General features: G+C 43.2%; 20 protein-coding genes and 1 riboswitch. Of the genes, 16 read left to right on the forward strand and 4 right to left on the reverse strand.

Annotated features, from left to right (window positions below):
* Positions 1-3: 3 nt before the first annotated feature.
* Positions 4-1,299, forward strand: coding sequence for an NCS2 family permease (locus ABU165_RS24590; RefSeq protein ID WP_094767240.1), 1,296 nt, complete (start codon positions 4-6; stop codon positions 1,297-1,299).
* 505 nt (positions 1,300-1,804) lie between these two features.
* A complete protein-coding gene (locus ABU165_RS24595; RefSeq protein ID WP_009795518.1) occupies positions 1,805-3,049 on the forward strand; it encodes an EAL and HDOD domain-containing protein in 1,245 nt (414 codons plus the stop codon).
* A 43-nt stretch (positions 3,050-3,092) separates the two neighbouring features.
* On the opposite strand, the gene ABU165_RS24600 is transcribed toward ABU165_RS24595, so the two are convergent.
* A complete protein-coding gene (locus ABU165_RS24600; RefSeq protein ID WP_318061064.1) occupies positions 3,093-3,362 on the reverse strand; it encodes an RNA-binding protein in 270 nt (89 codons plus the stop codon).
* A 157-nt stretch (positions 3,363-3,519) separates the two neighbouring features.
* Between ABU165_RS24600 and dapF the strand changes: the two genes are divergently transcribed.
* The gene (dapF, locus tag ABU165_RS24605) at positions 3,520-4,503 is read left to right on the forward strand and encodes a diaminopimelate epimerase (RefSeq protein ID WP_318061063.1); all 984 of its coding nucleotides are present in this window, start codon (positions 3,520-3,522) and stop codon (positions 4,501-4,503) included.
* Between the two features lie 60 nt (positions 4,504-4,563).
* On the opposite strand, the gene ABU165_RS24610 is transcribed toward dapF, so the two are convergent.
* Positions 4,564-6,402 carry a DNA ligase D gene (locus tag ABU165_RS24610; RefSeq protein ID WP_318061062.1) on the reverse strand — a complete coding sequence of 613 codons (1,839 nt, stop codon included), beginning with the start codon at positions 6,400-6,402 and terminating at the stop codon, positions 4,564-4,566.
* Between the two features lie 169 nt (positions 6,403-6,571).
* Here ABU165_RS24610 and ku point away from each other — a divergent pair, with 169 nt between their 5' ends.
* From ku to ABU165_RS24650, 8 genes are all read left to right on the forward strand, one after another.
* On the forward strand, positions 6,572-7,417 hold the full coding sequence (gene ku / locus ABU165_RS24615; protein WP_094769957.1) for a non-homologous end joining protein Ku: 846 nt from the start codon (positions 6,572-6,574) through the stop codon (positions 7,415-7,417).
* 113 nt (positions 7,418-7,530) lie between these two features.
* Positions 7,531-8,184 carry a phosphatase PAP2 family protein gene (locus ABU165_RS24620; protein ID WP_009795523.1) on the forward strand — a complete coding sequence of 218 codons (654 nt, stop codon included), beginning with the start codon at positions 7,531-7,533 and terminating at the stop codon, positions 8,182-8,184.
* A gap of 168 nt (positions 8,185-8,352) precedes the next feature.
* A complete protein-coding gene (locus tag ABU165_RS24625; RefSeq protein WP_224951987.1) occupies positions 8,353-9,300 on the forward strand; it encodes a nucleoside hydrolase in 948 nt (315 codons plus the stop codon).
* Positions 9,301-9,957: 657 nt separating this feature from the next.
* A riboswitch (ZMP/ZTP riboswitch) is annotated at positions 9,958-10,041 on the forward strand.
* A gap of 59 nt (positions 10,042-10,100) precedes the next feature.
* The gene (locus tag ABU165_RS24630; RefSeq protein WP_318061061.1) at positions 10,101-10,952 is read left to right on the forward strand and encodes a bifunctional 5,10-methylenetetrahydrofolate dehydrogenase/5,10-methenyltetrahydrofolate cyclohydrolase; all 852 of its coding nucleotides are present in this window, start codon (positions 10,101-10,103) and stop codon (positions 10,950-10,952) included.
* Between the two features lie 200 nt (positions 10,953-11,152).
* Positions 11,153-11,353 carry a cold-shock protein gene (locus tag ABU165_RS24635; RefSeq protein ID WP_009795528.1) on the forward strand — a complete coding sequence of 67 codons (201 nt, stop codon included), beginning with the start codon at positions 11,153-11,155 and terminating at the stop codon, positions 11,351-11,353.
* A 338-nt stretch (positions 11,354-11,691) separates the two neighbouring features.
* Positions 11,692-13,149, forward strand: a complete 1,458-nt coding sequence (gene cshA / locus ABU165_RS24640; protein WP_009795529.1) for a degradosome RNA helicase CshA — start codon at positions 11,692-11,694, stop codon at positions 13,147-13,149.
* 154 nt (positions 13,150-13,303) lie between these two features.
* The gene (locus tag ABU165_RS24645; RefSeq protein ID WP_009795530.1) at positions 13,304-13,504 is read left to right on the forward strand and encodes a cold-shock protein; all 201 of its coding nucleotides are present in this window, start codon (positions 13,304-13,306) and stop codon (positions 13,502-13,504) included.
* 68 nt (positions 13,505-13,572) lie between these two features.
* Entirely contained in the window at positions 13,573-14,070 is a 498-nt protein-coding gene (locus ABU165_RS24650) for a metallophosphoesterase family protein (protein ID WP_009795531.1), read from the forward strand.
* Positions 14,071-14,101: 31 nt separating this feature from the next.
* On the opposite strand, the gene ABU165_RS24655 is transcribed toward ABU165_RS24650, so the two are convergent.
* The gene (locus tag ABU165_RS24655) at positions 14,102-14,926 is read right to left on the reverse strand and encodes a GNAT family N-acetyltransferase (protein WP_009795532.1); all 825 of its coding nucleotides are present in this window, start codon (positions 14,924-14,926) and stop codon (positions 14,102-14,104) included.
* Positions 14,927-15,091: 165 nt separating this feature from the next.
* Here ABU165_RS24655 and ABU165_RS24660 point away from each other — a divergent pair, with 165 nt between their 5' ends.
* Positions 15,092-15,499 (forward strand): hypothetical protein, encoded by a 408-nt coding sequence (locus ABU165_RS24660; protein ID WP_009795533.1) that lies wholly within the window; start codon positions 15,092-15,094, stop codon positions 15,497-15,499.
* A gap of 56 nt (positions 15,500-15,555) precedes the next feature.
* Here the strand turns inward: ABU165_RS24660 and ABU165_RS24665 are convergent, their stop codons facing one another.
* On the reverse strand, positions 15,556-15,837 hold the full coding sequence (locus tag ABU165_RS24665) for a DUF6509 family protein (protein ID WP_009795534.1): 282 nt from the start codon (positions 15,835-15,837) through the stop codon (positions 15,556-15,558).
* A gap of 317 nt (positions 15,838-16,154) precedes the next feature.
* On the opposite strand from ABU165_RS24665, the gene ABU165_RS24670 reads away from it, so the two are divergent.
* From ABU165_RS24670 to ABU165_RS24685, 4 genes are all read left to right on the forward strand, one after another.
* Positions 16,155-16,364, forward strand: coding sequence for a cold-shock protein (locus ABU165_RS24670; protein ID WP_009795535.1), 210 nt, complete (start codon positions 16,155-16,157; stop codon positions 16,362-16,364).
* 314 nt (positions 16,365-16,678) lie between these two features.
* Entirely contained in the window at positions 16,679-17,392 is a 714-nt protein-coding gene (locus tag ABU165_RS24675; RefSeq protein WP_129611934.1) for a hypothetical protein, read from the forward strand.
* Positions 17,393-17,456: 64 nt separating this feature from the next.
* The gene (locus tag ABU165_RS24680) at positions 17,457-18,611 is read left to right on the forward strand and encodes a two-component system sensor histidine kinase NtrB (RefSeq protein WP_009795538.1); all 1,155 of its coding nucleotides are present in this window, start codon (positions 17,457-17,459) and stop codon (positions 18,609-18,611) included.
* Positions 18,612-18,687: 76 nt separating this feature from the next.
* Positions 18,688-19,344 (forward strand): GDSL-type esterase/lipase family protein, encoded by a 657-nt coding sequence (locus ABU165_RS24685; protein WP_318061060.1) that lies wholly within the window; start codon positions 18,688-18,690, stop codon positions 19,342-19,344.
* The last annotated feature ends 250 nt before the right edge of the window (positions 19,345-19,594 follow it).

Genomic DNA, 19,594 nt, shown 5'->3' on the forward strand with positions numbered 1-19,594 from the left:
CTAATGAAAATGCTAAATCAATTATTCCAGCTTGATGCCAATGAAACAAGCTTCAAGAAGGAAGTGATGGCGGGTGCTATCGGCTTTTTTACCATTGTGTATATCATAGCCGTCAATTCGCTCATCCTTTCGGAAGCCGGAATACCTTTGGAAGCTGCCATCATGGCAACCATCATCACGTCAGTTGTCGGCTGCTTCCTGATGGGATTCTGGGCGAATGTACCGATCCTTCTTGTGCCTGGAATGGGAATCAATGCCCTGTTTTCTTACACACTCGTGCAGTCTATGGGGCTTTCATGGCAGGAAGCGCTGGCGGTTGTATTTGTTTCCGGACTGGTATTTGCATTCGTTGCTTTTTCGCGTTTTGCAGGAAGCCTGAGTGCAGCCATTCCGCAGTCGCTTAAGGAAGCTATCACTGTAGGCCTTGGGTTATTCCTGATGCTGATTGGGCTTGAAAAGGGCGGCATTGTGGAAAAAGGCACCAACTCGCTCATTGCTTTAGGCAATCTGGGAGATCCGCAGGTGCTGGCGACGATCATTACATTCCTGCTGGCAATAGTTCTGTTTATGCGGAATGTCCCGGGAAATTTTCTGATCACTGTTGCTGCGGGGACGCTCATTGCCTTGCTGTTCGGAAATATTGATGTATCGCAGGCAAAAGAATCTTCTTTTTCTTTTGGCGATTATCTGGATGTTTTCGGGGCAATGTCCTTTGAAAGCTTCTTTTCCATAACGTTCTGGGTGGCAGTATTCTCGCTGACCATGGTCCTGGTGTTTGAAAATATCGGCCTGGTTCACGGCCATGTTTCGTTCATCGGCAAGCCGGAACGTTTCAAGCGGGCTTTTCAGGCAAATTCCGTATCTGCACTGCTTTCCGGCCTTTTCGGAACAAGTCCGACGGTTTCGACCGTCGAAAGTGCAGCCAGCATGGCTGCAGGAGGCAGGACTGGGCTTACGACAGTGGCTACAGGGCTTCTGTTCATGCTTTCAGCTTTCTTCATTCCGGTAATCAAGCTGATTCCTAACAGTGCGATTGCCCCTATCCTCATCATCATCGGCGGATTGATGCTCCAAAATATCCGCAATCTTGATATGAAGGATATGAGTGAAAGCTTTCCTGCGTTCTTCATCATAGCGATGATTCCTTTTACCTACAGCATCGCAGACGGAATAGCCGTCGGGTTCATCCTGTATCCGATCCTCAAGATCGCGATCGGAAGGGCGAAGGAAGTCTCCGTCGCACTGTATGTAATCGCAGGACTATTCCTGGCAAACTTCGTTTTTCATGTCATCAGCTGATTTTTAAAAAAGCGCCATTATGATTGGCGTTCACTATGTAAAAAAAAGGGTACGGAATTAACACATTCCGTACCCTTTTTTTTGCCTATATTGAGATATTTAAAGTAAGAATGACAATCTGGCAATTTAAAAGAAGATCATAATCTCACTGCTTAAAGATTTTTGTTTTGCCTGCCATCTTGTTACAGGTATAAATAAAACTTTGAAAACCCTGTTGTTTGCAGTGGAAGGCACGTACTGCGGGATTTTAGCGGCAGAGCTGAGACCCCGCTGCGCGAAGCGTGAGGAGGCTCAGCACCGCCCCGCGGAAAGCGAAGTGCCTGGAACGGAAAACAACAGCCCGATTAAAAGGTAAAACATTTTCTGGTTTTAATATTTGGCATCTAATAGGGTGTCTTTTTTAACGAATAAATATACCATTCTACAAACTTCGACAGACATACTGGCAAAAATTGTTTTAAAATAAAGACAACCTAACATTTGGAATAACAGCGGAGGTTATAGAATGGAAGTCTTTGTTGCGAGGCAGCCGATTTTTAACACTAAGGAAGAAGTATTCGCTTATGAATTGCTGTACAGAAGCAGCCAGGTGAACGAATTCCCCCTTATTAACGGCGACCAGGCGACCGCCGACGTCATTATAAATAGTTTCTTGAATATAGGAATCGACAGGCTGTCCGAAGGCAAGCCCTGTTTTATTAATTTTACAGAAAATCTGCTCAAACTCCGGCTCCCGACCTATTTCAGGCCAAGGGAAATTGTTGTGGAAATACTGGAAACGGTAGAGCCCAGCAGCCATCTGATTGATATCTGCCGGGAACTGAAAAGCCTGGGGTATCAGATTGCGCTTGATGATTACGCCTTCAAGGAAAACAATCCTTTCTCAAAGCAGCTGCTAGAGTATGCAGATATTATTAAAGTGGATTTTCTCGCTTCTTCAGCCGGCATGAGGGAGAGGATTGAGCGGGAAGCCAAAAAGCTCAAGCTTAAAATGGTTGCGGAAAAAGTCGAAACAAGAGCTGAGTTTGAGGATGCGAGAAGAAGGGGCTATGATTATTTTCAAGGCTACTTCTTTGAAAAGCCTGAAATTGTATCAACTTATGATGTTCCGACCTATTTTCATTCTTATTATGAAATGATTCATAATCTCTCAACTGCTGATCCAAGCATAGATTTGATATCAAATCTGATTGAAAGAGATTTATCGCTTTCTTATAAGCTGCTTAGGCTGATCAACTCACCGGCTTTCAGGCCAAAGCACAAGATAAACAGTATCAGGCAGGCAACGGTTCTGCTGGGGCTGAATGAAATCCAAAAGTGGATATATGTGCTTGCTGTCAGGGAGTCTACCTTGGAAAAGAAGGCAGTCCAGAAGGAAACAATCAGGATTTGCCTAATAAGGGCGAAGATGGCTGAATCTGTTGCCGTTCTAAGGAAAAAGGGGGCTTTGAATGCGCAGTATTTTTTGACAGGAATGTTTTCAATGATGGACAGCATCCTGGGGGCATCAATGGAGGATATATTGACTGATCTGCCGCTGCAGGATGAAATAGGGGATGCGCTGAGGGGCATCGAAAACCCTCTGAAAGATGTGCTGGATCTTGCGGTTGCTGTTGAGAAGGCTGATTGGGAGCTGATCAGTGAAAAAAGCAGGTGCCTTGATATAGAAGAGAATGCTCTTTTTCGGATATATGCCGATTCTATAGCATGGACCAATAGTCTGCTTTCAGAGGAATCTCTTTACATATAATTGCAGCATACTTCAAAAGCGCCGGTTTGTGGCGCTTTCTTCGTTAGAGCCACCGTCTTTGCGGTTTAACATATCTCTTTGCTTCTGCGGCCAAAAGCTGCCTTAAAGATTTCTGGGATACAGCAGCCATGATGTCCGCAGGGTTGGGAAATGTACCATGATCATTGAAGCGTACCCGGATAGAGCCTTTGTATAATTCCTGTTCACCGTAAAGGATCCTCGTATCAACAAAAGCTGTTTTTTCTGTTATCCCATCTGCTGATTCGAGCTCTTCAACCCTGCTGATGAAAAATTTGAACTTATAATCCTGCATCGCTTTGACTCACCTCCGGCCTTCACATAGGGTTAATACCCGCCATATTGTATTCTAACTCATAATGTCCATAAGAGGATTATTGAACTTCAGAGGAATTTATGGCAATCTATTATTATGATGATTTAGCAGGTTAAAGGGAAAGCGGGGTTTTGAAATGGAAATAGAAATTCTAAAATGCCATGGGTCGGGCAACGACTTTTTGCTGATAGATGAAATATCTAAGGATTATGGGTTTACGGAAGAGCAGCGGCGGGAGCTTGCCATTGCTCTTTGCCGACGGGATTCTGAACTGGGGGCAGACGGGATTCTTTTTACATTGAAGAGTGATAAAGCCGATGCCCGGATGAGGGTTTTCAATGCCGACGGCTCAGAAGCTTCAATGTGCGGCAATGGTCTGCGCTGTGTCGCCCGCTATGTATGTGAATTATTTGGTTTAAAGGAAGCAATCATTGAAACAATGAAAGCGGATTTGAAGGTGGAAAAACGGCCGGATATCTTCCCGGAGATTCCAACCTATCTTGTTGAAATATCACCAGTCTCCTTCCAGATTCGTGATTTGCCGCTAATCCTGAATCAGGAGACATTGAAGAATGAAAAAATAAACTCGCTGTCAGATTCACTTCATTTCACAGCTTTAGCTGTGCCTAATCCGCATCTTATTGCGGTCTGCAGTAAAGATGATATCCAATCAGATCTTCAGAAAAATATCAGTGAACATGTCAATGGCCCGAATGAGCTGTTCCCTGATGGAGTAAATGTAAGCTTCATCAAGCCTCTTAAAGAGGAAAGCATTTACGTGAGGACTTTTGAGCGCGGAGTGGGCTTCACGAATGCCTGCGGAACTGCAATGTCAGCTTCCACCCTGGTATCCTGCCTTCAAGGGATGAATAAGCTTGAAAGGCCGGTGGATGTGTATAATAATGGCGGGAAGGTCCAGTGTATCGCACATGAATCAAATGGCGGTTATACAATCGACCTGATCGGGAACGCCACGTATATGTACCGTGTAAATGCCTATATGGATTCTGCTCAGCCTAAGGCTTTTACATTGGATGAAAAGGAATATTTTGAGTCAGAAGAAGAACAGTATAGGAAGCTGCAGGAACATGCCAGTGAAATAATAAAAGAATATCTATGATTAGAGAAAAGAATGCTGCGGCCGCAGCATTCTTTTTTTGAAGAAATATACTGCAGGCCTTCAGGTCTTTTTTTCTGCATTCAAAAATTCAAGCACCGGTGAAAAAGCCTGCAGATCTTTTGCGGCAAAATAGCCTTGCAGCGGGTCTCCCAGTTTGTTGACCCGTTTTACCACATTATCTACCCGGAACTCTTCCATCCTGAGCCGGTCATTGACTTCTTCCCAAAACAGCGGTGCCGCGATACCGGCATACTGGTTGCCTCTGGCTGAATATGGTGCCACGATCGTCTTTCCCTCTGCATGCTGAATATAATCAACATAAAGTCTGCCGCCCCGGTTTTTCTTCATTCTTTCAGTTGTGAAAAGGTCCGGTTCTTTGGATATCAGATAGTCAGCAATGAAAGAAGTGAACAGGCGTGTATCATCATATGTGTAGGCATTGTCAGGAAGCGGGATATAAACCTGAAGCCCTTTATTCCCGGATGTTTTTACAAATGATGTGAGGTTAAGATGATCGAGCACTTCTTTTATCATAATGGCGGCCTTAATCGCAAGGGTGAACGCGTCCCGGGACGGCGGATCCAGATCGAAGACGATTTCGGACGGTCCTTTGCTTTTGATGGTCTGAAATGGTATATGAAATTCAAAGGCAAGCTGATTGCCGAGCCAGAGAAATGTCTTAAGGTTATTGCAGACAATATAATTAATTCCATCTGACGTTTTTGTTTCAACAAACTCAGGTGTATAGTCCGGTGCGTTTTTTTGGTAAAATGGTTCCCCGAAAATACCGTGCGGATACCTGATGACGGTAAGAAGTCGATCTTTTAAAAATGGAAGCATATATGGGGAAATTTCCCGCAGATAATGGATGAAGTCTATCTTCTTAAGGGCGGGTGTTTCCCAGATGGGCTTGTCAGGATGTGTGATGTCTACATCATCAGGCAGATTCTTCTGCTGTTCGGCAAACTGGCTGTAGGTGCACTGTTCAGGCTTCAAGTCAAAGCGGAATTGGTGGAAATGGGGCTCGCGCATCTGTCCGTCATATATCTCCAGGTACTTTAGTTCTGTACAAATGCCTGGATTTACATAAACAAATCTGTCATCTTCTTCCCTTTTGTTGTTTTTGATTGTGTCCATAAGGGCCTTTTTTTCATCAGGCTTTAGCCCGAATATAAATTGGCCGATCGGGTGGATCCTTCCGCCATCATACACGCCTGCATAGAAATAACCATTGGATTTTTCATAGGCTGTGATAAAACACGAAACATATTTCCAGTTTTTATACTTTTGCCACAGAGTTGAGCGTTTGCCTTCCTCCCATTTGCTTTTCTCCTGTTTCGCCACAATTCCTTCGCCATCATGAAGGATTACTTGTTCCCACAGATTTTTGAAATCATCATTTCCAGGTATCATTTGGAGAAGCTTTGTGCTTTTTTCGTCAGGTTCAAGCGGGAGCTTTGCTGAAGTGAAGAAATTCTCCAATGCTGCCTTTCTCTCCCTGTAGCCCAGTGCTGATAAGCTCTTCCCTTTAAGCTTTAATGCATCAAAAATCAATAAGCGGCATGGGAATTGCCTGGCTTTTTCCAGAATCCTCATTTCTGAACGCATTCTCCCCCTTACTTGGATAGAACCAAAATGGGCTTTATGTTTATTTTCTAAATAAACAAGCTCTCCATCCAATTGAAGAGGCAGGAAAGGATGAAACAGCTGAAGGTTATCTTCAAGGAACGATCTGATTTCGGGAAAAAGTTCAAGCAGCGGTTTGCCATTTCTGCTTGTCAGAGAAAGCCCCTTTTCATTCCACTCAAGGATGGCCCGGAATCCATCGTATTTTACTTCATAAAACCATCCTTTGGCATCCGGCGCATCAAAGGTAAGGCTCGGAAGCATCGGTTTCATTGTGACACTCCTTTCCTCGGCAGGATTCGAAATTCACGGCCATTTAAACGGCTCATCCTCCATTATTCCATTCTGGGGGGAATCCTACTCCAATGGCAGAAGTTATCTTGCATTTCACAGGATGAATCATCGCACATTAAAGGTAAAGACTATAGAATGGAGAATCAGGATGCATACAATCTGGAAAGGCAGCATCAGCTTCGGGCTTGTAAATATACCGATTAAGCTTCATGCAGCAATTGAGGACAAGGACATTAAGCTGAGGACTCTACACAAGGAGTGTCATTCTCCAATTAAATATGAAAAAATCTGCCCGGTCTGTGAAACAGAAGTCAAGCCAGAAGATATTGTGAAGGCTTATGAATATACAAAGGGAAAATTTGTTGTACTAGAAGACGAGGATTTAAAGAAATTGAAGCAGGCTAACGAAGATAAAGCAGTTGAAATCATCGATTTTGTTAAAATGGCTGAAATCGATCCCATCTATTATGACCGCAGCTATTATATGTCTCCAGGGGATGGGGGAGGAAAGGCTTATTCACTCTTAAGAAAAGCACTGGAAGATTCGGAAAAAGTTGGGCTCGCCAAAATCATCATCCGGTCAAAAGAGCAGCTGGCCGTTGTCAGGGTATTTGAAAATACTCTGATTATGGAAACGATACACTTTCCAGATGAAGTGAGGAAAGCCGGCGATGTCCCGAATGTTCCTTCTGAGGATAAAGTGACAAATAAAGAACTGGAAACTGCCATCATGCTCATCGACCAGCTGACAACGGCATTTGAGCCTGATAAGTATACAGATGAATACAGGTCTGCCCTTCTGGATCTGATCGAAGCAAAGCGGACAGGCAAAGAAGTTGTCACTCCTGCAGAAAAAGAAACAAAATCAAATGTAACAGATCTGATGGCCGCATTGCAGGCTTCAATCGACAATACGAAGCCCGAAAAGCCAAAAAAGCCGGCCGCGCGCAAGAAAAGGGCTGCTGCACGGCCGAAGGAAAAGAAAGAAGCATAAGAAAAACCGCCTCCGTGCGGTTTTTCTTATTGATTTGCTGGATTTATGTTCACAAGCTGTCTGAATAGGCAATATAGAAGGTATTGGACAAAAACAAGAGAAGGAAGTCATATATGAAAAAACTGACAGGAATCAAACTTTTGTATATTCTTTCTGCTGCAGCTCTTCTTGGGGTTTTTACATTTCTTTTTGCCGAAATCGCAGATGAGCTGAAAGAAAACGAACTGGAGGCTTTTGATCATACAATCATTAATTTTGTACAATCTTTTATCAATGACCAGCTGACTGCATTGATGTTTTCGGTTACATTCCTGGGCTCTGTTAAGTGGCTTGTATTTCTGGCCGCAGCAGGCGGAGTTATTCTCATGATTTATAAAAAGCGGGCATTAGGTGTATTTCTGCTGGCAGGTTCAGGCGGCGGTGCGCTGTTCAATTGGCTTCTTAAGTGGATTTTTAAAAGAGAACGCCCTGATATTCTCCCGCTTCTGACTGAATCAGGATTCAGCTTCCCGAGCGGCCATTCCATGGGTTCTTTTATATTTTACGGTGCTTCCGCCTATATACTGGTCCATTTGTTTTCTAAAATTAGCTTAAAGGTCTTGGCTGTCCTCGCAAATGTCATGATAATCCTATTGATCGGCTTAAGCAGAATTTATCTTGGGGTGCATTATCCTAGTGATGTAATAGGCGGCTTCCTGGCCGGCGGAGCCTGGCTGGCAGCCTGTATCATTATTTTCAGGTTGTACGAATATCGGAGGAATCTGTAAAAAGGTTCTGCTGCAATAATGTAAATGCGGTTTGGGACAATGGAATGGGGGCCAATAAAAAGAGCAATAAAGCTTTTATATGGGCTTTTTTGCTTGCCTTCAACTTCATGATGTTTAAAGAGAGTTTTCCCTGCATAAAGTATGAGCAATAGGGAAAGGGAGGGAATCATGATGATCAATATACTTCTGTTTGTAGATTCTGGAATCGATGACTCACTTGCTTTGATGTACGCTGTTCAAAATCCGGAATTGAATATAGTCGGGGTAGTAAGCGGGTATGGAAATATCACCAAGGAAGAATCCCTCAGAAATACAGCCTATCTCCTTAAACTGGGCGGCCGTGAGGATATTCCGATCATTGCCGGTGTTTCTGGGCCTCTCTCAGGCAAGCCTGCCACATTTTATCCGGAGATACATGGAGAAGAGGGACTCGGACCCATTCAGCCTCCTGAAGATTTTACCGGGCTGAAGGTTTATGATATTAATAAGATCATTGACATTATAGATCAGTACAAAAATGATATTGTCCTTGTCGGTTTAGGCAGGCAGACAGACTTAGCTCTCCCGCTTATTATTTATGGAGAGGATGCCTATAAAGATGTTAATGCAATCTATATGATGGGCGGTGCTTTTCTGGTTCCCGGCAATGTTTCAGCTGAAGCGGAGGCTAATTTTTATTCTGACCCCCTTGCTGCTGACATCGTTCTTGAAAAAGGGAGGAATGTTTACCTTTTTCCGCTCAATGTCACCAACAAAGCTGTTGTAACGCCTGAAATGATTGATTACATTTCCGCCAATACTGAGTCGGCTTATAAAGATCTTATAAAGCCGGCCTTTGAGTACTATTTTCAGGCTTATAAAGAAAACGTGCCCGGCATAGGAGGCGCACCCATTCATGATGCTGTCCCGCTGATTATACTGACAAATCCGGACTTAGCGAAATTCATTAAACGGAGAGTCAGGGTTGAGCAGTTTGGCGGAGCGCAAGGTAAAACGAATGCCGATTTCAGGCCTAAGCCTGAGGATCAGCCTGAGGATACTTTGGACTATATTGCAATGGAGATTGATACAGCTAAGCTTCTTGAAACGTTTATGTTGAACTTCACAGCCGTTTAACATGACCAGTCAGGTGACGGAGAGGAATTCGGCTGCTGATTTCCAATTAGTTGACAGCTTTTACTTTTATGATATACTAGTAAAGCACGTATTTGAGGATATCTGCGGGCAGAATGGAGCGGAACGCCATTTTGCAGATCATGCTCTTTAGATTTTTACTGCTAAGCAACAATAGGTTTATACCTTTAAGAATTAATTTGTGGACAGCTTGATGATCAGGTGCGGCTGCTGTACAGCAGAATGCCCCCTGAATGGTATGATTTCTTCTTAATGCACATCTTCTATAAACCCGAAACATTTCTTCGCATGGATTGCTTCAATTCAATAATGCGGTCTTTAAATGACTGAATCTTAAAGAGCTGCTATCTTATCCCGATTGTTTACCTGATTCCCGCTGGCGCGGTCTCGGAGCCGCAAGGATGGAAGAGAGGCAGGGCTTTCATTGTTTTAGGTTGAAATTAAATTTAATATACTTTATATATAGCCTCAAATATGACAAAAAGGACAGCTTGCTTGCATGCTGTCCTTTTTCAATTCTGTGCCTAACAGTATATTTTATATTCATACTGCCTATATTACTATAAATACGAACATTTGCATATGAATCTATTCATAACATCTGTGTTTTGTGATATGATTGACTAGGAATAACATTTATAAAGGCGCAGTGACTGACGACGATAGTGGAAGAAACCACAGTGGAGCTGCGTGCATATATAGCCGGTCGTCTGGGCAGCCAGCAGTCTGCTTTAACCTTTTTGGTAAAGCGGCCTGAATCTTATACCTGGAGGTTGTTTGCTATGAATGAAAAATTGATTCTTGATGGTAAGCGGGTGGCAGCTGATATTAAAGAAGGACTGATGCCAAGGGTGGAAAACCTTACGCAAAAAGGGATCACTCCCTGCCTTGCCACCATCCTGGTCGGAGATGACCCATCTTCCGAGACCTATGTCCGAATGAAAGGAAATGCCTGTGCCCGGCTTGGCATCCGGTCTGAACGAATTCATATGCCGAAAGAAACCACAACAGAAGAACTGGTAAAAATGATTGAGGAACTGAACGAAAATAAAGAAGTTCATGGCATCCTGCTTCAGCATCCTGTTCCAGGACATATAGATGAGCGGAAGGCATTTGAAACCATCAGCATAGATAAGGATGTTGACGGCGTGACAAGCCACGGCTACGGGCAGACTGCCCTGGGATTTGGTACATATCCATCATGCACTCCTGCTGCAATTATGGCAATCATCGATTATTATCATCTTCCTGTAGAAGGAAAGCATGCTGTAGTGGTAGGGAGAAGTCCGATACTCGGAAAACCTGTTTCCGCTTTGCTTTTAAACAGGAATGCGACAGTAACAACATGCCATTCCTATACCGAAAATCTCTCCCGGTATGTAGGCCAGGCTGACCTGGTCATTGCAGCAGTCGGAAAGCCGGAATTTATAAAAGGAGAATGGATCAAGCCTGGGGCTGTTATTCTGGATGCAGGGTATAATAAGGGGAATGTCGGAGATGCAGAATATGACAGCTGCCTCGAAAAGGCATCAGCCATAACACCTGTACCAGGGGGAGTAGGCCCGGTCACGATTTCAATGCTGCTGAAGCATACGGTTGAAGCAGCAGAAAAGACGCTTGGGAATAACGCCTGAAGAAGAAAAGGTTGACTTGTTCTTTTTAATGAAGTAATATTAACTTAACACTTTAAGATTCGTTTTATATTTGGATAAGTAGTCGTAGCTGCGCAGGTTGTAGTCGATTTTATCTTCTTCAACACGTGCAGGCTGCGGTTTTTTTGTTTTTATATTATACCGCAAACTTATAGTGAAACACTTTTTGGAGGTTTTTATACATGAACACAGGTAAAGTAAAATGGTTTAATGCAGAAAAAGGCTTTGGATTTATCGAAACATCTGAAGGCCAGGACGTTTTCGTTCACTTTTCAGCTATCCAATCTGAAGGCTTCAAGTCTTTAGAAGAAGGCGAAGCAGTAACTTTTGAAATCGTTGAAGGCAACCGTGGACCACAAGCTTCTAACGTAGTTAAAGGCTAATAGCATGAATGATGAGGTGATGCATGGCAAAGCATGCATCGCCTTTTTGTGTATTGAATCGGACGGCAACTTATGAAAAGAAGAAGCAGGCTCCTGAATAACGCTTTTCTTTCCTTCATTTACTCCATTTCGTATCCTTCCACCATTCCCCTAGAGAACCGCCCGTGAGGCGGACTTTGATTGTGCTGTAAATATAATCACTTGGGCGGGGTTTAAACTTATTTGAATCGGAAATGTAAAAAAGAGATAGAAAGTGGTTAGCCTAGAAATATACCTGCTGTACCCTATATACATTTTGATAAGAAACAATTGGTTAGAAATTAAGGAGGATTTAAACTTTGACAACTTTTTCGGATTTTAATTTAAGCAAAGAGCTTGAAAAAGCAGTTTCCAATATGGGCTTTGAAGAGCCGACCCCTATCCAGGCGCAGGCGATCCCGATCGGACTGAGCGGAAAGGATATGATTGGCCAGGCGCAGACCGGGACAGGGAAAACCACAGCTTTTGGCATTCCGCTTCTTGAAAAGATAGACATAAATGAAGGGATTCAAGGCCTTGTGCTGGCGCCCACCCGCGAGCTTGCCGTGCAGGTGGCTGAAGAACTGAACCGGATTGGACAGGTGAAAGGCGTCAGGACTCTGCCGATCTACGGTGGACAGGACATTTCCAGACAGATCCGCGCCTTGAAGAAGGATCGTGGACCGCATATCATTGCAGCTACTCCGGGAAGGCTGATTGATCATATCGAAAGAAAGACAATCCGCCTGAATAAGATTAAATTGGCCGTGCTTGACGAAGCTGATGAAATGCTGAATATGGGCTTTATCGAAGATATTGAGCGCATCCTCAGCGAAGTTCCTGAACAGCGCCAGACCCTGCTGTTTTCAGCAACAATGCCAAGGCGCATTCAATCTTTGGCTGAGAGATTCATGACAGAGCCGGAAATGGTTCAGATTAAAGCTAAAGAACTTACTGTGAAAAATATTGAACAGCATTATATGGAAGTGCATGAAAAGCAGAAGTTTGATGTGCTCTGCAGCCTGCTCGACATCCAGTCCCCGGAACTTGCTATCGTGTTCGGCCGCACCAAAAAGCGTGTGGACGAAGTGGTGGAAGGGCTTATTAAACGCGGCTATTCTGCTGAAGGCATCCATGGCGATGTTCCGCAGAATAAGCGTGATCAGGTTATCCGCCGCTTTAAAGAACAGACAATCGATATTATGGTAGCGACAGATGTAGCTGCAAGGGGACTTGATATCAGCGGAGTTTCCCATGTTTACAACTTTGATATCCCGCAGGATCCTGAAAGCTATGTACACCGCATCGGGCGGACTGGCCGCGCCGGGAAGAAGGGGCTTGCTGTAACATTTGTTTCCCCTCGTGAAATCGATCATCTAAAGCTCATTGAGCGGGTAACAAAAACAAAAATGGCGAAGATGCCGATTCCTACCTTCAGGGATGTTATCGCAGGCAGCCAGCAGGCAACCATCAATAAAATGATGAAGGTCATCGAAAACGAAGAATTCAACGAATATAAAAGATCGGCAGAAAACCTTCTTGAGGAAACAGATTCAGTCACCCTGCTTGCTGCTGCACTCAAGCTGCTGACAAAAGAGCCGGATATAACACCTGTTAAGCTTACTGCTGTGGAGCCGATCCGCTCAAGAAAGCCGAAGCCGAAGTTTGACCGCGACAGAAGCCGCCGCACCGACAGAGGCAGGAGCGGTGGAGGCGGACGAGACCGCAGAAGAGGCAGAAGCGGAAAATCAGGTTTTACTCCTAATTCAAAGGGGTAATAAATAATTAAGGAAGTTTATGGGTTTTATAAGAGGATGAATATCTTTCCTGAAAAAATTTAAAAAAATGATTATAAAATCTGTAAAACTTACCCATATTAATACAGCGGGGCATCGCCCCAAAGATTTTGTTGAAATTTAGGAGGAAATGTAAATGGCTACAGGTAAAGTAAAATGGTTCAATGCAGAAAAAGGTTTCGGATTCATCGAAGTTGAAGGTGGAGAAGACGTATTCGTCCATTTCTCTGCAATTCAGTCTGAAGGCTTCAAAAGCCTTGATGAAGGTCAAGAAGTTGAATTTGACATTGAAGAAGGCCAGCGTGGACCGCAGGCTGTTAATGTGACGAAACTATAATATTCACTTCATATGATGAAGAGTCTCCTAGCGGGGCTCTTCTTTGCTTTATAAAGGAGGAATGAGGTTTGCTTATTACTGCCATTTCAGATACCCATATGCCAAAAAAAGGAAGGAATCTGCCCGAGCTTCTCGTTGAATATCTGGAAATTTCTGATATCATCGTTCATGCCGGTGACTGGCAGGACTTGTCTGTTTATAAAGAACTCTCATCCTTTGGGAGGCTCGAAGGGGTATTTGGCAATACGGATAGCGGCGAGCTTAAGGAAATGCTGAAGGATAAGCTCATCCTGAATTTAAATGGGTTTAAATTAGGTATCGTGCACGGGCATGGAAAAGGGAAGACAACGGAAAAAAGGGCACTGGCTTCTTTTGCAGACGACAAGGTGGACTGTCTGATCTACGGCCATTCCCATATACCCGTCCTGAAAAAGGAAAACGGGACGCTCATTATAAACCCGGGTTCCCCTGTTGATAAAAGGAGGCAGCCGCGTTTTTCTTTTGCGGTAATAAGGGTGGAAGAAGAGCTCTCAGCAGAGATTGTTTATTTTGATAAAGAATCTTAAGAGGGAAAAGCAGGCGCATCTGTGCGTCCTGCTAATTGAGTTTCAGCTGATAATAATCCTGGGATTCAAGCGGGACGAATCCGCAAGACGTATAAAGATTTAGGGCATTATTGTTTTCTGCAGCCACTTCCAGGAAAATATCCCTCCCTCGATTCCTTTCCTGCCTGATGATCCTGCTTAGAACACTTCTTCCAATCCCCCGCCTCTGAAACTCAGGAAGGATGGCAAATCCATAAATCCAGCTCTCATTGCCGTCTGTCTGTATCCTCACCTTGCCCGCGGGGACTCCCCTGTATTCAATTATGAATAAAGTCTGTGCCTGTTCGGCTGCCGTTTGCCCGTAAAACAGAGTGGCATCTTCTTCGGAAAGGCTGAAACAAACAATATCCAGCTGGATGCAAAGACCGGCATCTCCGGCAGAGGCTGATCTTATTTCTACCCCTTCTTTTTCAGAAAGAGTATCTGAATGAAAGTACTTCATCTGGTGCTCAGTGAAAGAGTATCTGCAAGGAAGCGATTGGAAAAGCTGTTTGGCAGCATAGGATTCAGCTGGCGCATTTAAAAGGACTTCCGAAGCGCTTGCCAATTGTTTTTCAGCCTGTTTTAAGAGGGCTGTAAAGAGTCCCTTCTTCCTATACTCAGGATGAACCATCCCGCATACCTCCACTTTAGCTCCAAAAGGATACAAAGCCAAAAATCCAGTTAATCTTCCGTCCTGATAAGTGAAGAAGTCTGTTTTTGTTTCATTATTTCTGGATTTCAGCATATCCCAATTCAGTTTTAACCTGAAATCTTCATGATTTTCACAAATATCCTGAAGCTCCTTGATTTCTTTCAGCTGTCTTACTGTAAGCATCGCTGTTCCTCCCCAATCTCGTATATATCTATATTAGCTTGATGAATGGAGAAGGGGAATACAAAATTGCAAACCATCAGAATTATGCAATAAGCGGCATTTAATTGTGTAGTTAAGCTGGAATGGTTATTATAAGTAGAGTAATGATTCAGGAGGTGTTGGATAGTGAAAAGTTTTACAGTAGAATTTCACAAAGAAGATCAAGTAGAAGCAATGAAGGTTAGTAAGCTCAATGAAGAGGATTTCAATATTGCCACTGAAGGCGGGACCAGGCATCTTTTTGAGCTTGATACTAACGTCGGCTTCTTTATTTACTTTGATGCCATCAGCAATGATGGGACCGAGTCGTATTTAGTTCTGCATTATGAAGAAGAGAATGAAGAGCCAAGTGCCTGTTATTCATTTGAATTGAAGGATTTCTACCAATTCGCCGCACTTCAGTTGAACGATCTTGAATTCAGTGAAGAAGCAGGGGAAGAAGGGGAAGACGAAGAGGAAGTGTACGGGCCTATCCATCATCTTGCACATCTTATGTATCATATCATTGAAGAAGGCCAAAAAATCGAGGAATAGAAAAAAGAGCAGCGCGCTGCTCTTTTTTTCTTTAATGATTCCTGCCAGGACAGCTGTTATGCAGGAAGATTCATCCGGCAGTAGCTTTCCACCATTTTTTCCTCTTCTTCATCCAGTGCAAAATCGAGAGCCTTTTCGTCTGAAAAAAAGAAGTGATAATTGAGGATCTTTGAGCCTTTCTCATCTTTGTAAAAAAGTACACGCAGACTCAGCCCATCCTCGGAGTAAAGTTCGTCATCCTCCGGAACTTCTATGTCTAACAGGAACTCATACCTCTGTCCTTCCAGTATCCCTGTAGGATCAATGATTTCTTCAATCAAATGACCTGTAATTTCCATCTATATCATCCTCTCTGGATAGTTTCAGTTTATCGACACTCGTATTATACACTTTTATGAAAGCATGCGTAATCTTTTGTTCTTATCCTTCTTCAAATCCAGGAATTCCATCCTTCAAGGGGTACAGATTTATGCTGACAAACTTTGATTTGATACATTGACAAAAACAGGGAAATGCTGTATACTTATAAAGTATTTATTTAAGGGAATAACATCTAATTTCAGATTCACTTGTTATAAAGGATCCAGTCCATTTATTTTATAACGGGTGGATTTTTATTTTTCGGGGGCTTCGGCTCTTTGAGGAGGTGCCTTTTATGGCAATGGGATTCGGGAGAAAAAATACCGAAGAAGTAAAAACGGAAGAAGTGAAAGTCTGGGAATGTATTTCTGACAGCTGTAATGGATGGCTGCGTGATAATTTTAAAAGCAGTGATCAGCCGGCTTGCCCGCTTTGCAACAGTGAGATGAAGGAATCGACTAAGCTGCTTCAAGTTGTTGTTAATAATAGCATCTACTCAAAATAAGGAAACCAAATGGCCTCGCCATTTGGTTTTTTTTATGTTTTTGGCTTTGTAAGTGTAAAAAGTTGATATTGGCGTTTTTTGTGAGCAGTTATGTTTCATTTGTCTGTACTTGAAAGCGGGAGAATGAAACAGGAGGCTGCGGGCATACTAAAGGAAAAACCTTTAGTTATGATGGAAGTGAAGAAACTGTGAACGGCATGCACCTTTTTATAGCATTAGTATTTTTCAGCATCATATTGATAATTATTTCCTTCAGGAAAGAAATCAGGGTATCATTGCCGCTCTATTTCTTTGTAATGGGGTTGTCTTTTATATTGGAATACATAGTATTTATTCTGGGAAAAGCATACACATACAGACCGACTGTATTTGAAGAAAAATGGTTTGATGAGGTATTTGGGGCAAGCATTTCACAGGCACTTTTCATTCCCGCAGTACTTACAGCGGTCTCCATTTACCGGATCGGCTATCTGTGGAGGCTTGCAGTGATAGCGGGTATTTTTTTGGTAGAGAGCTTTTTCTTGAAAGAGGGCGTATATGAACAGCATTGGTGGAGGTCGTGGTACACGAGCGCAATACTTTTTGCTGCTATGTTTGTTACAGACATATGGAGGGATTCATTAAGGAAACCTTCGCCTTTTGTAAGGTTTGTGACGATATATATGGCAATTACCACAATCATTCAGGCAGCTGTTTTTTATACGGTGATCTTCTTTCGGATTCATACCTACAACGCCGGTTTTTTTGAGTCGCATGACCGTGATCAGCTGGCTTTCAGCACGCTTATTTGGCTGATATACAGCCTGATTTTAGCTGTCATAGTCATCTATGAATTCAGGAAAACGGTATTTGCAGGATTATTTGCGGGAGCCTGGCTTTTTGAAAAACTTTTAATCCAGGCGGGTGTTCTGACTATTTCCCATTTGTGGAGTTCAGTATATTCAGCTGCGCTTATTACATTATTCTGCTTTCTGATCGGCAAGCTGGCCGTATATTTCTTTCCTGATATTAAAGGTGAATCTGTATAATGTCCTTTCAGGCGAATTGCATTATAATAAAAGAAATAATGCACTCTTTAAGGAGTAAGTTTTAATGGATGAAGTTCAACGGCTTAAACAGGAAAATGCTGAATTAAGGAAAGAAATATTGCAGCTGAAAAACAGGGCAGAAGAAAATCAGGCTTACTGGCCCGGCTTGGATAAAGGGGATGATGGCGTATCTTTTGAACAACTGGAGAGCTTCCTGAATCCTATACTTGATCTGGTTCCTCATCATATTGTTTTTATAGATGGGAATGGACTTATAACTTTGTGCAATCTCCAGGCTGCAAGGGACCTTCATGCTGACAGAAGGGTCATAGTGGGCCGCCATATCAGGGAGCTGCTGAGGATACCTGATGACCAGATTAATCTGCTAGAATCCCTCAGGACGAAGAAGCCGATCGTTAATAGGGAAGTGCTTGACAAAAATTACGGAATCAATAACACAAGGATAATACTAGACGAAAACGGAAACGTGAAAAGGGTTTTGGGAGCTTTTCAGTTCCTCAATGGAGTAAAGGAAGCAGAAAAGCAGGCTCTGGCCGGGAGGATTGCAGCAGGCATAGCCCATGAAATCAGAAACCCGCTTACCACGGTAAGGGGCTACCTCCAGCTTCTTCAAAGCAAAACGGATCAAGAGGTGTCTGAGCTTTTTTCTTCCTTGCTGATCCCGGAAATTGACAGGGCCAATAAAATCATCACAGATTTTCTCCGGATTGCTAAACCGGGGGAAACGACCAGCGAACTGCTGAATGCAAAGGAGTTTATCCTGGGCTATACCGGAAAATTCCTAAATAGTGAAGCGCTGCTGTATAATGCCGAAATTGAATATCAACTTACAGAAATTGCAGATAATACGTTCTTTAGAGGTGATCGTGACGAATTGCTGCAGGTGTTCATTAACCTTTTCAGAAATGCGTTCCAGGCTAAAGGAAGCGAACCGCTTAAAATAATCATTGCTGCCAAAAGAGTTGACTCCTTTCTCAGAATTGAATTCCGGGATAATGGAAGAGGAATTCCTTCTTCTATTCTGCCCCATATCTTTGACCCATTCTTTACTACGAAGGATGAAGGAACAGGGCTTGGGCTCTCAGTTTCCAAAAAGGTTATTGAGAATCACGGCGGCATGATGAATGTAAAGAGTGATGGGCAGGGAACACAGTTTATCATTGACATTCCTGCCGAAGACCGCTTTTGCTGTGAATAATTTTTATCGTACAATCAACAGAAATGCCCCTGAATGAATATGAATAATTAAATTCGTAATCACGAGGGGGATTAGATTGGATGTCAAAAAAAGTCCGCTGAACTATACAGCAGTTGGCGATTCGATTACTGCCGGTGTGGGTGCTTCGTTCTTTTCTCCTGGGTTTGTGCCGCGATTTGCAAGACTCGCCGAGGAATCGCTTGGCCGCAGAGTCGTCCACAAAATTTTTGCCAGGCCCGGAGCGCTTTCGGGTGAAATCCTGGAAGCTGTCAGGTCTCCTTTAATATCCAGTGCTTTAGCTGAATCAGAACTTATTACGATCACAGCAGGAGGCAACGATCTTATTCAGGGGTTAAGGTCATATCAGCTGACGAAAAATGAAAAGGATATTTCTTCGCGCCTGAATATATCTGCAGAAAAGCTAAGCGGCATCGTTGATCATATTACTGAAATAAAATCAGACTCTGCCGGGCCTTATATGGTTTATCTTCTAAACCTTTACAGTCCCGTTCCCAAAGAAGAAACAGCGGACCGATGGATCAGAAAGTTCAATAAGCAGATGCAGCAGCTGTGCGACCGCCATCACTTTCGAACGGTAAATATATATCAGGCATTTAAAGGGAATGAGAATGATCTAGTGGCGATGGACAGAGTGCATCCCAATGACAGCGGCTATAATCGCATCGCTGAAAAAATAAAAAATACCGGATATGGACTGCTGATCTGCCAATAGACAGGTACCGTCTCAAGCAAGAGAGGCCACCTGTCTTGTTTTGGCAAAACCAATAATTCCCACCTGATTTCCTGTTGACCATCTTCTCAAGTGCTGTTATTATAAATGAACAGCAATCGACATTAACTGCTGGCATAATTTCTGCTTATTAATCTATGAATTCATCATAAATCGTTTCTACGAAATTATGTTGACAAGAGATTGATTGGGTGGTATTATGATATAGTTGCTCTAAAAGAGCGCTATTGAA

The organism is Cytobacillus sp. T106 (assembly GCF_040492155.1).
Taxonomy (GTDB): domain Bacteria; phylum Bacillota; class Bacilli; order Bacillales; family Cytobacillaceae; genus Bacillus_AB; species Bacillus_AB infantis.

Excerpts from the sequence above, each read along its gene's own strand:
- ABU165_RS24655 (WP_009795532.1), bottom strand. The coding sequence starts at position 14,926 with ATGCTTACAGTAAGACAGCTGAAAGAAATCAAGGAGCTTCAGGATATT.
- ku (WP_094769957.1), top strand. The coding sequence starts at position 6,572 with ATGCATACAATCTGGAAAGGCAGCATCAGCTTCGGGCTTGTAAATATA.
- ABU165_RS24645 (WP_009795530.1), top strand. The coding sequence starts at position 13,304 with ATGGCTACAGGTAAAGTAAAATGGTTCAATGCAGAAAAAGGTTTCGGA.
- ABU165_RS24665 (WP_009795534.1), bottom strand. The coding sequence starts at position 15,837 with ATGGAAATTACAGGTCATTTGATTGAAGAAATCATTGATCCTACAGGG.
- ABU165_RS24680 (WP_009795538.1), top strand. The coding sequence starts at position 17,457 with ATGGATGAAGTTCAACGGCTTAAACAGGAAAATGCTGAATTAAGGAAA.
- ABU165_RS24625 (WP_224951987.1), top strand. The coding sequence starts at position 8,353 with ATGATGATCAATATACTTCTGTTTGTAGATTCTGGAATCGATGACTCA.
- ABU165_RS24635 (WP_009795528.1), top strand. The coding sequence starts at position 11,153 with ATGAACACAGGTAAAGTAAAATGGTTTAATGCAGAAAAAGGCTTTGGA.
- ABU165_RS24620 (WP_009795523.1), top strand. The coding sequence starts at position 7,531 with ATGAAAAAACTGACAGGAATCAAACTTTTGTATATTCTTTCTGCTGCA.
- dapF (WP_318061063.1), top strand. The coding sequence starts at position 3,520 with ATGGAAATAGAAATTCTAAAATGCCATGGGTCGGGCAACGACTTTTTG.
- ABU165_RS24670 (WP_009795535.1), top strand. The coding sequence starts at position 16,155 with ATGGCAATGGGATTCGGGAGAAAAAATACCGAAGAAGTAAAAACGGAA.
- ABU165_RS24595 (WP_009795518.1), top strand. The coding sequence starts at position 1,805 with ATGGAAGTCTTTGTTGCGAGGCAGCCGATTTTTAACACTAAGGAAGAA.
- ABU165_RS24590 (WP_094767240.1), top strand. The coding sequence starts at position 4 with ATGAAAATGCTAAATCAATTATTCCAGCTTGATGCCAATGAAACAAGC.
- ABU165_RS24600 (WP_318061064.1), bottom strand. The coding sequence starts at position 3,362 with ATGCAGGATTATAAGTTCAAATTTTTCATCAGCAGGGTTGAAGAGCTC.
- ABU165_RS24630 (WP_318061061.1), top strand. The coding sequence starts at position 10,101 with ATGAATGAAAAATTGATTCTTGATGGTAAGCGGGTGGCAGCTGATATT.
- ABU165_RS24610 (WP_318061062.1), bottom strand. The coding sequence starts at position 6,402 with ATGAAACCGATGCTTCCGAGCCTTACCTTTGATGCGCCGGATGCCAAA.